Annotated in this window: 9 protein-coding genes; 2 read left to right on the forward strand and 7 right to left on the reverse strand. The window is 73.8% G+C overall.

What is annotated here, in order from left to right; genetic code table 11:
• Position 1: 1 nt before the first annotated feature.
• From JOE61_RS06815 to JOE61_RS06835, 5 genes are read right to left on the reverse strand one after another with little or no spacing between them, the layout of a single operon-like run.
• Complete coding sequence (locus JOE61_RS06815) at positions 2-1,837, reverse strand: choice-of-anchor P family protein (protein WP_193670150.1); 1,836 nt, start codon at positions 1,835-1,837, stop codon at positions 2-4.
• Positions 1,834-2,541: an ABC transporter ATP-binding protein gene (locus tag JOE61_RS06820; RefSeq protein WP_193670151.1), complete on the reverse strand. Its 708-nt coding sequence runs from the start codon at positions 2,539-2,541 to the stop codon at positions 1,834-1,836. The genes JOE61_RS06815 and JOE61_RS06820 overlap by 4 nt, the downstream gene beginning before the upstream one ends.
• The gene (locus JOE61_RS06825; protein WP_193670152.1) at positions 2,538-3,407 is read right to left on the reverse strand and encodes an ABC transporter ATP-binding protein; all 870 of its coding nucleotides are present in this window, start codon (positions 3,405-3,407) and stop codon (positions 2,538-2,540) included. Before JOE61_RS06825 ends, JOE61_RS06820 begins: the two co-directional genes overlap by 4 nt.
• Positions 3,388-5,454, reverse strand: coding sequence for an ABC transporter permease (locus JOE61_RS06830; RefSeq protein WP_193670153.1), 2,067 nt, complete (start codon positions 5,452-5,454; stop codon positions 3,388-3,390). The genes JOE61_RS06825 and JOE61_RS06830 overlap by 20 nt, the downstream gene beginning before the upstream one ends.
• Positions 5,451-6,950 carry an ABC transporter substrate-binding protein gene (locus JOE61_RS06835; RefSeq protein ID WP_193670154.1) on the reverse strand — a complete coding sequence of 500 codons (1,500 nt, stop codon included), beginning with the start codon at positions 6,948-6,950 and terminating at the stop codon, positions 5,451-5,453. The genes JOE61_RS06830 and JOE61_RS06835 overlap by 4 nt, the downstream gene beginning before the upstream one ends.
• A 272-nt stretch (positions 6,951-7,222) precedes the next feature.
• On the opposite strand from JOE61_RS06835, the gene JOE61_RS06840 reads away from it, so the two are divergent.
• Together JOE61_RS06840 and JOE61_RS06845 are read left to right on the forward strand one after the other, a co-directional pair.
• Positions 7,223-8,854 carry a GMC family oxidoreductase gene (locus JOE61_RS06840; protein ID WP_193670155.1) on the forward strand — a complete coding sequence of 544 codons (1,632 nt, stop codon included), beginning with the start codon at positions 7,223-7,225 and terminating at the stop codon, positions 8,852-8,854.
• Positions 8,851-10,404, forward strand: a complete 1,554-nt coding sequence (locus tag JOE61_RS06845; protein ID WP_193670156.1) for an aldehyde dehydrogenase family protein — start codon at positions 8,851-8,853, stop codon at positions 10,402-10,404. Before JOE61_RS06840 ends, JOE61_RS06845 begins: the two co-directional genes overlap by 4 nt.
• Before the next feature lie 114 nt (positions 10,405-10,518).
• Here the strand turns inward: JOE61_RS06845 and JOE61_RS06850 are convergent, their stop codons facing one another.
• Both JOE61_RS06850 and rlmB read right to left on the reverse strand, forming a co-directional pair.
• Entirely contained in the window at positions 10,519-12,378 is a 1,860-nt protein-coding gene (locus JOE61_RS06850; protein WP_193670157.1) for a metallophosphoesterase, read from the reverse strand.
• Positions 12,365-13,321, reverse strand: a complete 957-nt coding sequence (rlmB, locus tag JOE61_RS06855; RefSeq protein WP_193670158.1) for a 23S rRNA (guanosine(2251)-2'-O)-methyltransferase RlmB — start codon at positions 13,319-13,321, stop codon at positions 12,365-12,367. The genes JOE61_RS06850 and rlmB overlap by 14 nt, the downstream gene beginning before the upstream one ends.
• Positions 13,322-13,340 lie beyond the last annotated feature (19 nt).

A 13,340-nucleotide genomic window follows, 5' to 3' on the forward strand; every position in this document is an offset into this window, starting at 1 on the left:
CTCAGGCCTTTCGGAGGTCGGGGAGGCCGCTGTCGAGGCCGTGGGGGCAGGCGCCGCCGCCCCCGAGGGCCATCACCCCGAGGCGGCGCAGGTAGGAGCCGGCGACCGTCGCGGCCGCGATGGCGCCGAGCAGCAGGGCGCCGGGGATGGAGAACAGCGGGGGGAGCCCCGCCGCGGTCGGGGCCGCGTCGACGAGGTCGCCGTCGGCCGAGCCGCCGCTGCCGGGCACGGCCGGCTCACCGGGGGTGCCCGGGGTGCCGGGGGTGCCCGCGCCGCCGCCACCGGTACCGGCGCCGGCCCCGTCGGTCGGGCTGGTCGGGTCGCCGCCACCGGTGGTGTTGTTGTCGGGCACCTCGCCGGTCGGGATGTCGACGGGCTGCGAGGTGTCCACGACGCTGGTGGCGTTGCCGAGGGTGATCACGAACCTCGGCGAGAGGTTGAGCGCCGCGCCGAGCAGGCTCTTGAGCTGCCCGGCCTCCTCGGGGATCTGGTCGAGCAGGTCGGCGAGCGCGTTGAGGGGCAGCGCGTCGAGCTGGCGGCGCAGCACACCGGCGTCGATGACGACCTGGATGCCGTGCACCGTGGAGGTGGCCTTGTCGCCCTCCCGCTCGTACGACGGCTGCGGCAGCAGCAGCTGGATGCCCAGCGCCTCGAGCGCCGCGCCGGCCTCGTCGGGCAGGCCCGGCACCGGCGCGGCCTGGCCGGCGGCCTCGAACCCGTCGGCGCCGAAGCGGAACTTCTGCCCGGCGATGGTCAGCACCCCGTAGTCGGCGCCGCCGCCGGTCGTGCCCTTGGCGCCGTCGCTGCCGGCCACGGCCCGGGCGGTGATGCCCGACAGGGTCACCACCCCGCCGAGCAGGCTGACGTCGCCGACGGCCGAGCGCGAGACCGCGCGCACGGCGGTGGGGTCGTTGGTCACGACCGACTCGGCGGCGTAGCCGCCGATGTCGACGAGCGCGGCGAGCTGGGCGGGGATCTGGCACTCCACCTCCTCGGCGGCTCCGTCGTCGGCGGCACCGACCTCCGCCCGCGCCGTACGCCGCTCGCGTGCGGTGGGCGCGGCCGTGTCGGCCCGCGACCCGCTCAGCCCGCCCAGCAGCCCGCCACCGGACTTGCCGTCGGACTTGCCGCCGGTCAGGCCGTCGGTCAGGCCGCCCGTCAGGCCGTCGGTGAGGGAGCCCAGGCCGGGGATGCCGGGCAGGCCCGGGATCTCGGGCAGACCGGGCAGCCCGGGCAGCCCGGGGACGCCCGGGGCCTCGCCGTCGTCGCTGCCGCCGTCGCCCTGGTCGCCGGCGCCGGGGTCGCCGAGGCGGCAGTCGGTGGAGTAGCCGACCTCGGCGAAGGTCCTGCCCTCGGTGGCGCGGGTGCGGTTGACCACGCCCGGGAACGGCTCGTCGGCCGCGCGCTCGGGACCGGCGGGGTGGTTGGAGTTGACTTGGACGGGGTAGCCGCCCTCGGCGAGCGGGGCGACCAGCTCGGGCGGCAGGCCCAGGTTCTCGAGGATGGTCTTGAACCCCTCCCCCACGGCGTCGCCGGGCCACATGAAGCTGGCCCGCCCGCGCGAGGTCGAGGAGTCGGCCTTGACCACGCTGTAGCCGAGGTTGAGCTCGGCCTGCGGGGTGGCGGGGATCGGGATGGTGGGCTCGTAGATCTCGATGCGCACCGGCGTGGCGGTGGTGGTCGCGGCGTACCCGGCGAAGGGCGGGTCGCCCTCGGCGGCCCCCGCGACCGCACCGGCCGGCGCAGCGGCCAGCGGGAGCCCGGCCCCGACCAGGGCGGTCGCGGCCAGCGAGAGCAGCACGCGGCGCGGGGACGAAGCGGTGGTCTGGCGGCTCATGCCGCACCTCCCAGGATGACGTCGGACATGGTCTCGAGGATCTCGGCGGGCTCGCCGGTGGCCACGACGCGGCCACCGCTCATCACCGCGGCGTAGTCGGAGACCCGCAGCGCGGTGCGGGCGAACTGCTCGATGCACAGGATGGAGACGCCGGACTCGGCGATCTGGGCGACGGTGTCGTAGAGCTCGTCGACGATCAGCGGCGCCAGGCCCATCGACAGCTCGTCGAGCAGCAGCAGGGCCGGGTCGGAGGCCAGGGCCCGCGACATCGCCAGCATCTGCTGCTCACCGCCCGACATGGTGCCGGCGAGCTGGCCGCGGCGCTCCAGCAGCCGCGGGAAGTAGGTGAACGCGGTCTCGAGGACCGCCTCGGCCGGCACCCCGGCGTACGACATCAGCGTGAGGTTCTCGGCGACCGTCAGGTTGGGGAAGACCGAGCGGCCCTCGGGCACCGTGCACAGCCCGAGCCGGGCGAGCTCCTCGGGGCCCGCGCCGCGGACGTTGACGCCGCCGAGGTGGACGTCGCCGGAGGTGGACGACTTCTGCCCCGAGACCACCTTGATCAGCGTCGACTTGCCGGCGCCGTTGGGCCCCAGCAGCGCCATCACCGCGCCCTTGGGCACCGACAGGTCGACGCCGCGCAGCACCTCGATGCGCCCGTAGGCGGCGTGCAGGTCGACGACCTCGAGGATGGGGACGCTCATCGGGCACCTCCGGGCAGGGGGCTCGCGCCCACGGCGGGCAGGACGGTCGTGTCGTCGCCGAGCAGCGGCAGGTCGGTGCGGGTGGCCTCGGCAGGGTGCTCGGCGGGGTGCTCGGCGGGGTGCTCGTCGTCGGGCGCGTAGCCGAGGTAGGCCTTCTGGACCGCGGCGTCGCCGCGGATCGCCTGCGGGGTGCCGGAGGCGATCACCGAGCCGAAGTCGAGCACGTGGATCTCGTCGCAGACCCCCATCACCAGGTCCATGTCGTGCTCGACCATCAGGATCGCGCGGCCCTCGGCGGCCAGGTCGCGCAGCAGGTCGCCGAAGTCGTCGGTCTCGGTCTCGTCGAGGCCCGACGAGGGCTCGTCGAGCAGCAGCAGCTGGGGGTCGCCGGCCAGGCAGCGGGCCAGCTCGAGCAGCCGGGCGGTGCCGGTCGGGATCGAGTCGGCGCGCTCGTCGGCGTACGCCGCGATGCCCACCCGCTCGAGCAGCGCGTCGACCCCGCCCCGGGAGGACGAGCCGAGCCCGCGCACCGCACCCAGGAGGCCGCGGTGGATGTCGGCGGCCACGCGCACGTTGTCGCGCACGCTCAGCGAGCCGAACGCCTCGAGGCGCTGGAAGGTGCGGCCCATCCCCCGCTTGGAGCGGCGGTGCACCGGCACCGACGTCACCTTGCGCCCGTCGAAGCGCACCGCGCCGCGGGTGGGCTTCTGCAGCCCGGAGATGACGTTGAAGCAGGTGGTCTTGCCGGCGCCGTTGGGCCCGATCAGGCCGGTGACCCGGCCCGCCTCGGCGGCGAAGCATGCCTCGTCGACGGCGGTGACGCCGCCGAACTGGACCACGACGTGGTCAACCTCGAGGAGCGGCATGCGCACCCACCTCCCGGCTGGGGTCGGCGACGAGCGGCACGTCGACCGACCCGTCGGAGTGGGAGTGGCCGGCGGGCGAGTCGCCGTGCAGGCCGACGCTGGACAGGGACGGCTCGGCCCCGGCGTTGGCCCGGGCCTCGTCGTGCATCCGCTGCTGGGCCTCGCCGGGCGCGGGCAGCACGGGGATGCGGGCTCGGACCTTGGTGCCGTAGCGGCGGTCGAGCAGCCGCCCGAGCTTGAAGAGCTGGTTGGCCAGTCCGTTGGGGTCGCGGCCCAGGGCCACCGCGCCGAAGCCGATGACCGCGAAGATCAGCCCCGCCGCCGAGGGGTTGGAGGACTGGAATACCGGCAGCAGCATCAGCCCGACCCCGCCGAGGGCGGCGCCGGTCACCGACGTGACGCCGAAGACCACGGCGAGCAGCAGCAGCGGCAGCGAGTTGAAGTACTGGAACTCCGCGGCCCCGACCGAGCCGCGCAGGCCGGCGTACAGGGCGCCGGCGAGGCCGGCCATGCCGGCGGAGAGCCCGAAGAGCCCGACCCGGAACCAGCGCGCGTCGAGCCCCAGCGTGCCGCAGGCGGCCGGGCTGTCGCGCAGGGCGATGAGCATCCGGCCCAGGGTGCCGCGGCGCAGCCACAGCAGCGCCAGGCCCATCAGCACGAAGAACAGCGCCATCACCCACACGTAGGCGGCGGTGGAGCTGATGGCGACGCCGAGGACCGAGAGGCGCTCGGCGTCGAGGGAGCCGTTGAAGCCGAAGGCGAAGTCGGCCTGGAAGACCATCTTCTCCATGATCACGCCGAAGGCGAGCGTCGAGAGGGCCAGGTAGAGCCCGGTCAGGCGGATCACCGGCAGCGCCACCAGCGCCCCGACCCCGGCCGCGACCAGCGCCGAGAGGGCCAGCCCCGCGAGGTTGGGCTGGTCGAGCTTGACGTAGGCCAGCGCCCCGACGCCGGCGAAGGTCAGCTGGGCCAGCGACACGTGCCCGCCGTACCCGGTCAGCAGCACCAGCGAGAGCATCACCATCGCGTACGTCGCCGCGGTGCCCAGCAGCAGCAGCTTGGACTCCCCGAAGGCGGTGGCCAGGAAGGCCACGCCCAGCAGCAGCGCGCCGCCCCAGCCCAGGGCCCGGAACAGCGAGGGCTGCGGCGCCGAGACGATGCCCTTGACCTGGCCGATGCGCAGCTGGGCCTGGGGCATCGCGACGATGACGGCGAAGAGGAACAGCGCCGGCACCACGTTGCGCACGCTGTTGAGCAGGCCCTCGGTGGGCAGGTAGCCCGAGGCGTAGGAGGTGACCAGCCCCAGCGACATCGCGCCGAGGAAGGTCAGCGGCAGCGACTTCAGGCGCCCGAGCATCGCGGCGGCGTAGGCGTTGATGACCAGCAGGGTCAGCGCGTAGTAGTCGAGGCCGACGGTCGAGACCAGCAGCACGCCGGCCAGCGCGGCCAGCGAGGTGCCGATGGCCCACGAGAGCGCGGCGACCTGCTCGGGCTTGCCGCCGAAGAGCTTGAGCAGCTCGGGGTTGTCGACCGAGGCACGCATCGCGGTGCCGATGCGGGTGCGGTTGAGCAGCACGTAGAGGCCGACCGCGACCACGCCCGAGAGCGCGATGGTGATGATCTGGTGGGCGGTGACGAAGATGCCGAAGAGCTCGACGTCGCTGCCGGGGAAGAAGGGCTGGATGCTGCGCGGCTCGGGCGGCCAGATCTGGGTGGCCAGGCCGATGCACCCGACCAGCAGGCCCACGGTGACCACCAGCGACACCGAGACCGGGCCCTCGCCGAGCCCGCGGGTCACGAAGCGCTGGATGAACCAGCCCACGCCGGGCGCGACGACGAAGAGCACCAGGAACAGCGCCAGCCACAGCGGCATCCCCTGCCGGATGCTGAAGTCCCAGAAGACGAACGACATCACCATGCCGAGCGCGCCGTGGGCGATGTTGAAGACCCGGGTGGTGCTGTAGGTCAGCACCAGCCCGCTGGCCGCGATCGCGTACGCCGCCCCGCTGAACAGGCCGAAGAGCGTGAACGCCAGGAACGAGCTCATCGGACCGTCGTGATCCCGTTGCAGGTGTACTTCGAGCCGCCCACCGAGCTCCAGCGACCGCCCTTGACCTGGATGAAGCGCCAGCAGTCACCGGTCTGCTTGGGCCCCACGACCTGGCGCGAGTGCAGGTCGTTGGCGGTCCAGGCGTTGACCTTGCGCAGCGAGTCGATGAGCGAGGAGCGGTTCAGCCGACCACCCAGGCCGACCGCCTGCTCGACGAAGAGGCGGGCCGCCGACCAGGCGAAGACGCCGAAGAAGGTGGGCTCGGCTCCGGGCTTCACCTGCTGCAACCAGCTCAGGTAGAGCTGCGTCTCGGGGTTGGACCCGGCCTCCTCGAAGGGCACGAAGTTGGTGAAGACGGTGGCGCCCTCGACCGCGTCGCCGCCCTGGAGGAACTCGCGGGTGTAGGCGGTGGGGTCGAGCATGTAGACGTCGGGCTCGAAGCCCTGCTGCTGCATGGCCTGGGCGAGCTTGGCGGCCTGGGAGGCGGCGCCGATGAACTGCACGTAGCCCACGTCGCGGTCCTTCATCTGCTGCACGTAGGGGGCGTAGTTGAAGTCGGAGACCTCGATGGGCTGCTCGTAGACGAACTTCATCCCGCGCTGGGTCATCGCCTGCAGCTGCAGCTTGCCGTTCTCGGAGGCCGCGCCGGCGTTGATGTAGAGCATCGCGGCCTTCTGCGAGGCGGCCTTGAAGTTCTTCAGCACGTAGTCGGGCACGGCGTTCTCGAACTGCGTGGCCACCGTCGACTGGGCGCCGAAGCAGGTGTCGCACGCGCCCCGGGTGCCGGTGACCGCCGCGGAGCGGATGTCGGGCAGGCCGCACTTCTCGGCCTCGGCCGCGCCGCCGGAGTCGAAGGCCGACATCGAGCCGATCATGGCGAAGGTGTTGGTGCAGGCGTCGGCGTAGGCCTGCTGGTTGCCGCCCGAGTCGGTGCGGGCGTCGTAGTTCTTCAGCGCCAGCGAGCGGCCGCAGATGCCGTCGGGGTTGGTCTTGTTGTAGAAGGCCACGTAGGCCTTGGTGGCGTCCTGGGCGGCCTCGAAGAGCCCCGGCACCGGTCCGGAGATGTCGGCCGCGTTGCCGATGGTGATGGTGGAGTCGGTGATGCCCGGCCCGTTCTTGAAGCCGTCGCAGGAGGCGGCCTTGCCGCCACCGTCGGCCGAGCTCTCGCCGCCCGGGTCGGTGGTGGAGCCGCCGCCCGAGGAGCCGCCCGACCCGCTCGACCCGCCGGACCCGCTGGAGCCGGGGCTGCCCGCTGTGCCCCCCGAGCCGTCGGTGCCCGGCACCCCGCCCGCGCCCGGGTCGCCGCCGGCGTCGGAGGTCTCGCCTCCCACGACCGAGCCGTCGGCCGTGGTGCCGCCCAGCGTGCCGCCCGCCCCCACGACGTCGTTGGGGTCGAGGTTGGAGCCGCACGCGGCGAGCACCAGGCAGAGCGAGCCCGCCACGACGGCCGTGGCGGCGCGTCGGACGTCTCGCGGGGACCGTCGAGCTGACACCGGACCTCCAAGAACTAGAACGTGTACTAATTCTTAACGAGTGTGCCGCAAGAAGGTGACGCTGCCCACAGTGAATTGGAATCAGTTCCACCCGCTCCCACCCGTGGAGGGGTGGTCGACCCCGGCCGCACCCGGCCCGACCGGGCCCACCCGGGCCACCCGGCCACGCGTGGTGTCCAGCACCGGGACACCGCCGTTGTGACGCGGGCCACCCCGGCATACCGTCGGCACGGACGCGCGGGCACCGAGCCCGGTCGCGACGAGGAGGGCCGATGAGCGTGCGGGAGAGCTTCGACTACGTGGTGGTGGGCGCGGGCAGCGCCGGGGCGGTGCTGGCCGCCCGGCTGAGCGAGGACCCGACCACCAGCGTGCTGCTGCTGGAGGCGGGCGGGCCGGCGGAGTCCGACCACGTCACGATCCCGGCCGCGTTCCCGAACCTCTTCAAGACCCGGTGGGACTGGAACTACCAGACCACCGAGCAGAAGCAGCTGGGCCGGCGCGCCTACTGGCCGCGGATGAAGGCGCTCGGCGGCTGCTCCTCGATGAACGCGATGATCTACATCCGCGGCAACGCAGCCGACTACGACACCTGGCGCGACGACCACGGCGCCCACGGCTGGGGCTACGACGACGTGCTGCCCTACTTCCGCCGTGCCGAGGCCAACAGCCGCCACGGCGGGCCCTTCCACGGCCAGGACGGCCCCCTGCACGTCGAGGACCGCCGCTACACCCACGAGCTCACCGAGGCCTGGGTCGAGTCGGCGGTCGCCTCGGGCATGGCGCGCAACGACGACTTCAACGGCGCCACCCAGGAGGGGGCCGGGCTCTACCAGGTCACCTGCCACCAGGGCCGGCGCTGGTCGACGGCCCGCGGCTACCTCGACCCCGCCGCCGACCGGCCCAACCTCACCGTGCGCACCGGCGCGCTGGCCGAGAAGGTCGTCGTCGAGGGCGGCCGCGCGGTGGGCGTGCAGTACCAGCACGGCCGCGGCACCCGCACGACGTACGCCGCCGCCGAGGTGCTGCTGTGCGGCGGCGCGGTCAACAGCCCGCAGCTGCTGATGCTCTCGGGCATCGGCCCGGGCGAGCACCTGCGCGAGGTCGGTGTCGACGTGCTGCTCGACCAGCCCGCGGTCGGCGCCAACCTGCACGACCACCCCGCGCTGCCGCTGGTCTTCGAGACCCGCGGCACCACCGACCTGGCCGAGCTCAACACCCTGGGCACCTTCGCGCGCGCCAAGCTGATGGGCCGGGGCCCGCTGACCTCCAACGTCGGCGAGGGCGGCGGCTTCTGGCGCAGCCGCGAGGGCCTGCACGCCCCCGACCTGCAGGCCCACGTCGCGCCCAGCGGCTTCTGGGACAACGGGCTGCACGAGCCCACCAGCCGCAAGGTCACCGTCGCCCCGACGCTGGTGCACGTGGCCAGCCGCGGCTCCCTGCGGCTGCGCTCGGCCGACCCGCGCTGGCACCCCGACATCGACCCCGGCTACTACGACGACCAGGCCGACCTCGACGCGATGATCGCCGGCGTACGCCGGATGCTCGACGTGGTCGCCACCGGCCCGCTGGCCGAGCTGGTCGCCGGGCCCGGGCTGGCGACGATGCGGTGGGGCGCCGACCCGACCGACGCCCAGATCGAGGAGCACCTGCGCGCGGAGACCCAGACGCTCTACCACCCCGTCGGCACCTGCGCGATGGGCGACGACGAGCGCGCCGTGGTCGACCCCGAGCTGCGGGTGCGCGGCATCGAGGGCCTGCGCGTCGTCGACGCCAGCGTGATGCCGATGGTCACCCGCGGCAACACCAACGCCCCCACCATCATGATCGGCGAGAAGGCCGCCGACCTCGTGCGCGGCCGCGTGCCGGTCGGCGCCACGAGCACCGCGAGGAAGGACCACCGATGAGCGAGCACACCCAGGAGCAGGACCGGCAGAAGCTGGAGTCCTTCGACCCCGCGACCGGCGACGTGGTCGGCGTGCACGCCGTCGACGACACCGCCTCGGTCGAGGCCGCCGTGGCCCGGGCCCGGGCCTCGGCCGGCTGGTGGGCCGGCATCGGCTTCGACGCCCGCGCCGAGGTGCTGGCCCAGTGGCGCGCGGTGCTGACCCGGCGGATGGCCCAGCTGGCCGACGTCGTGCACGCCGAGACCGGCAAGCCGCACGCCGACGCCCAGCTCGAGATCGGCCTGGCCATCGACCACCTGGCCTGGATCGGCTCGAAGGCCGAGAAGGTGCTGGGGCGCCACCGGGTCTCCTCGGGGCTGCTGCTGGCCAACCACGCCGCGTCGGTGGAGTACCTGCCGCTCGGCGTCGTGGGCGTGATCGGGCCCTGGAACTACCCGGTCTTCACGCCCATGGGCTCGATCGCCTACGCCCTGGGCGCCGGCAACACCGTCGTCTTCAAGCCCAGCGAGCTGACCCCCGGCGTGGGCGTCTGGCTCGCCGACAGCCTGCGCGAGGTCGTGCCCGACCAGCACCTGCTGCAGACCGTCATCGGCTGGGGCGAGACCGGTGCCGCGCTGTGCCGCGCCGACATCGACAAGCTCGCCTTCACCGGCTCGACGGCCACCGGCAAGAAGGTGATGGCCACCTGCGCCGAGAACCTCACGCCCGTCGTGATCGAGGCCGGCGGCAAGGACGCCCTGATCGTCGACGAGGACGCCGACCTCGACGCCGCCGCCGACGCCGCGGCCTGGGGAGCCTTCTCCAACGCCGGCCAGACCTGCATCGGCGTCGAGCGGGTCTACGTGCACGAGAAGGTCGCCGACGACTTCGTGGCCCGCCTCTCCGAGCGGGCCCGCGCCGTGCACGCGGGCGTCGACGCCGACGCCAAGCTCGGCCCGATGACGATGGCCTCGCAGCTCGAGGTGGTGCGCAGCCACGTCGACGACGCGCTGGCCCGCGGCGGGCGCGCCGTGGTGGGCGGGCCCGAGTCGGTCGACGACCGCTACGCCCAGCCGGTGGTGCTGGTCGACGTGCCCGAGGACTCCCTGGCCGTGACCGAGGAGACCTTCGGGCCGACGGTCGTGGTCAACCGGGTCAGCTGCATGGACGAGGCCGTCGAGCTGACCAACGCCGGCAAGTACGGCCTCGGCGGCGCGGTGTTCTCCGGTCGCCAGGGCCCCGACATCGCCCGCCGGCTGCGCTCGGGCATGACCTCGGTCAACTCGGTGATCGCCTTCGCCGGGGTGCCCTCGCTGCCCTTCGGCGGGGTCGGCGACTCCGGCTTCGGGCGCATCCACGGCGCCGACGGCCTCAAGGAGTTCACCTACGCCAAGGCGGTGACCCGCCAGCGGATGAAGCCGGTGCTCAACCTGACCACCTTCGAGCGCACCGACGAGCAGGACACCCTCTTCGTCACCATGCTCACCGCGCTGCACGGCCGCGCCAGCCAGATCACCAAGCGCCCGCTGCGCGAGCGGGTGGCAGCGGTGCGGGAGCGCCGCCGGGGCTGAGCCCGGCCGGAGGAGTTCCGTCGGCCGGCCGATGAAGCTCCTGGGTGGCCGATGAAGCTTCATCGGCCACCCGCCAGTTCCGTCGGCCGGCCGATGAAGCTCCCGCGGGCCCGCTCAGCCCTGGTCGAGCCCGTCGCCGGCGCCGTCGTCGAGGCCGTCGTCGAGGCCGTCGCCGGGGGCGATCGGGCCCGGGGCCGGACCGTCGGTGGGCTGGTCGTCGGGGTCGGGCTCGACGGCCAGCTCGGCGAGCTCGACGTAGTCGTCGACGACCCAGACCCCGTTGGTCTGCAGGTTGACGGTCTGGATGCCCACGGGGCTGCCGTCGCGGTAGGTGATCAGCGAGACCTGCGCCTCGCGGCGGATCTTCGAGCCGAGCGCGATGGCGTACGCCGCCCCGCCCGTGGTGCCCATCGTGAACCGGTAACCGGTGCGCGGGGCGGTCTCCTCGGGGTTCTCCTCCCCCTCGGGCTCCTCGTCGCTCGCCTCGTCGGCGGCGGGCTCGGCGGCCGCCCCTTCCGCCGACTCGTCGGGGCCGTCGGGGCCGTCGGAGCCGTCGGTGCCGTCTGAGCCGTCCGAGTCGTCCGGGCCCTCGGGATCCTCGTCGGCCACGACCGGGTCGGGGCCCTCCTGCACGTGCAGGTGCCCGCCGACGACCAGGTCGACGCAGCCGCGGCGCAGCGCCTCGGAGGCCAGGTTGGCGTCGTGGACCAGCACCGTGTCGATCGGCTCGTCGGCGGCGCAGGCGGCGTCGGCCAGCCGCTCGCCGACCTCCTCGAAGCTCAGCCCGCCCTCGTCGCGCCAGCTGCCCAGCCCGCTGGCGCGGGGGTCGGCCACGCCGAGCAGCGTGCCGCCGCCGGGGCCCTCGACGACCTCGCCGTCGAGCATCGTCCAGCCCTGGTCGGCGAGGTAGTCGACCACGAACGTGCCGTTGTCGTGGTTGCCGGCCACGCCCCAGCGCGGCTGGTCCTCGAAGGCGGCCGAGACCGAGTCGAGCGAGAACGCCTCCCAGCTCGAGCCGGTGGAGGTGTCGTCGCCGCCGTCGAGCACCCCGGTGGCGCCGGCGCGGTCGCCGACGGCACGGGCCACGGCGTCCATCTGGATGTTGTCGTGGCGGTCGCTGACCATGGTCACGACCACCTCCCCCTCCTCGGGGGTGCGCAGGTCGAGCTCGCCGGCGGCCTCGGCCGCGGTCTCGTAGAACGTCTGGGACTTGTCGTAGGTGTTGACGGCCGACTCGATCAGGCGCCGCGACTGGTTGGTGGTCAGGTCGGCGCGGATCTCGACGCCCTCGACCTCGTCGGGCAGCGGCACCCCGGTGCCGACGAAGTCGGCCAGGGGCACCCACTCGCGCTCGTCCTCCGCGGCCTCGACCGCGTCGTCGGCGGGGGTCCACGGCTGCCAGAGACCCAGCACCATCGCGACCGCGAGCAGCGCCGCGAGCACGCCGTACGGCGTAGGCAGCGCCACCAGCAGCTGGCGGCGCCGGGCCCGGCCCAGCAGCAGCCACACCAGCACCGGCACCGCGCCGATGACCAGGCCGCGCAGCAGCGCGTCGAGGGCCATGTCCTCGATCGCCGAGCGCAGCTTGGCCTGCGGGCCCTCGGGCGCCGAGGCGATCAGCGCGTAGCGCTGCACCAGCTCGTCGGTGCTGCCGGCCTCGGTCTTGCCCAGCTGCACCTGCACGCCCAGCGGCAGGTCGGAGGCCAGGCGCAGGTCGGGCAGCACCGGGCCGGTCAGCAGCTCGACCTGGCCGCTCAGGGTCGGCCGGACCACCGACTCGTGGCTGGCCAGGCTGACCTCGCGCTCGCTGCTGAGGAACAGGAAGCCGGCCGCCAGCAGCGAGCCGCCGAGCCAGACCGCGAGGCAGCCGAGGACCACCGCACCGCGCACGGTGTGCCCGAGCAGGCGGCCGCGCAGGCCCCGCTCGGCCGTCGGCTCGGCGGCCCGGGGAGAGGCGGGGTCAGGCTCGGGCACGGGCGATCGCGTAGAGGGTCACGCTGGCGGCGACGCCGGCGTTGAGGGACTCCAGCTGGTTGGCCATCGGGATCGAGACCAGCTGGTCGCAGTTCTCGGCGACCAGGCGGGAGAGCCCGTTGCCCTCCGAGCCGACCACGACCACGAGCGGGCCGTCGGCCAGGTCGAGGTCGGGCAGGTCGACCTCGCCGTCGGCGGCCAGGCCCACGACCATGCAGCCGGCGTCCTGGTACTCCTTGATCTGGCGGTTCAGGTTGACCGTCTGGGCGACCGGGATGCGCGCGGCGGCGCCGGCGCTGGTCTTCCACGCCGAGGCGGTCATGCCGGCGGCGCGGCGCTCGGGGATGACCACCCCGTGGGCGCCGAAGCCGGCCGCGCTGCGCACGATCGCGCCGAGGTTGCGCGGGTCGGTGACCGAGTCGAGCATCACGATCAGGGCCGGCTCGCCCATCTCCTCGGCGCGCACGATCAGGTCGTGCGGGTCGGCGTACTCGTAGGAGGGGATGCGGGCCGCGAGGCCCTGGTGCACCGCGCCCTGGGTGAGGCGGTCGAGCTCGCCGCGGCCGACCTCGAGCAGGCTGATGCCCTTGTCTGCGGCCAGCGCGAAGACCTCGCGCAGCCGGCCGTCGCGCTCGGCGCCCTCGGCGACGTACACGCCGGTGACCGGCACGCCCTCGCGCAGCGCCTCGAGCACCGAGTTGCGCCCGGCGATCCACTCGGCGTCGCTGCTGCCGCGGCGCTTCTGCGAGCCGCCCTTCGACTGCGAGCGGTTCTTCTCGGCGCGCTTGGCGGCCTTGTGGGCCTGGTGGTACTCGCGGTCCTTGGCCTTCGGGGTCGGGCCGCGGCCCTCGAGGCCGCGTTTGACCCGGCCGCCGGAGCCGGCGGTGGGGTTGCCCTTGCCGGTCTTCTTGATCGCGCCCTTGCGCTGAGAATTACCGGCCACGTCAGTGCCCTTCTCGGTT

Origin of the sequence: Nocardioides salarius, assembly GCF_016907435.1 — a bacterium.
Classification (GTDB): Bacteria; Actinomycetota; Actinomycetes; order Propionibacteriales; family Nocardioidaceae; genus Nocardioides; species Nocardioides salarius.

Bases quoted from the DNA above. Each gene is read 5' to 3' on its own strand.
- JOE61_RS06815 (WP_193670150.1), bottom strand. From the start codon at position 1,837: ATGAGCCGCCAGACCACCGCTTCGTCCCCGCGCCGCGTGCTGCTCTCG.
- JOE61_RS06820 (WP_193670151.1), bottom strand. From the start codon at position 2,541: ATGAGCGTCCCCATCCTCGAGGTCGTCGACCTGCACGCCGCCTACGGG.
- JOE61_RS06825 (WP_193670152.1), bottom strand. From the start codon at position 3,407: ATGCCGCTCCTCGAGGTTGACCACGTCGTGGTCCAGTTCGGCGGCGTC.
- JOE61_RS06830 (WP_193670153.1), bottom strand. From the start codon at position 5,454: ATGAGCTCGTTCCTGGCGTTCACGCTCTTCGGCCTGTTCAGCGGGGCG.
- JOE61_RS06840 (WP_193670155.1), top strand. From the start codon at position 7,223: ATGAGCGTGCGGGAGAGCTTCGACTACGTGGTGGTGGGCGCGGGCAGC.
- JOE61_RS06845 (WP_193670156.1), top strand. From the start codon at position 8,851: ATGAGCGAGCACACCCAGGAGCAGGACCGGCAGAAGCTGGAGTCCTTC.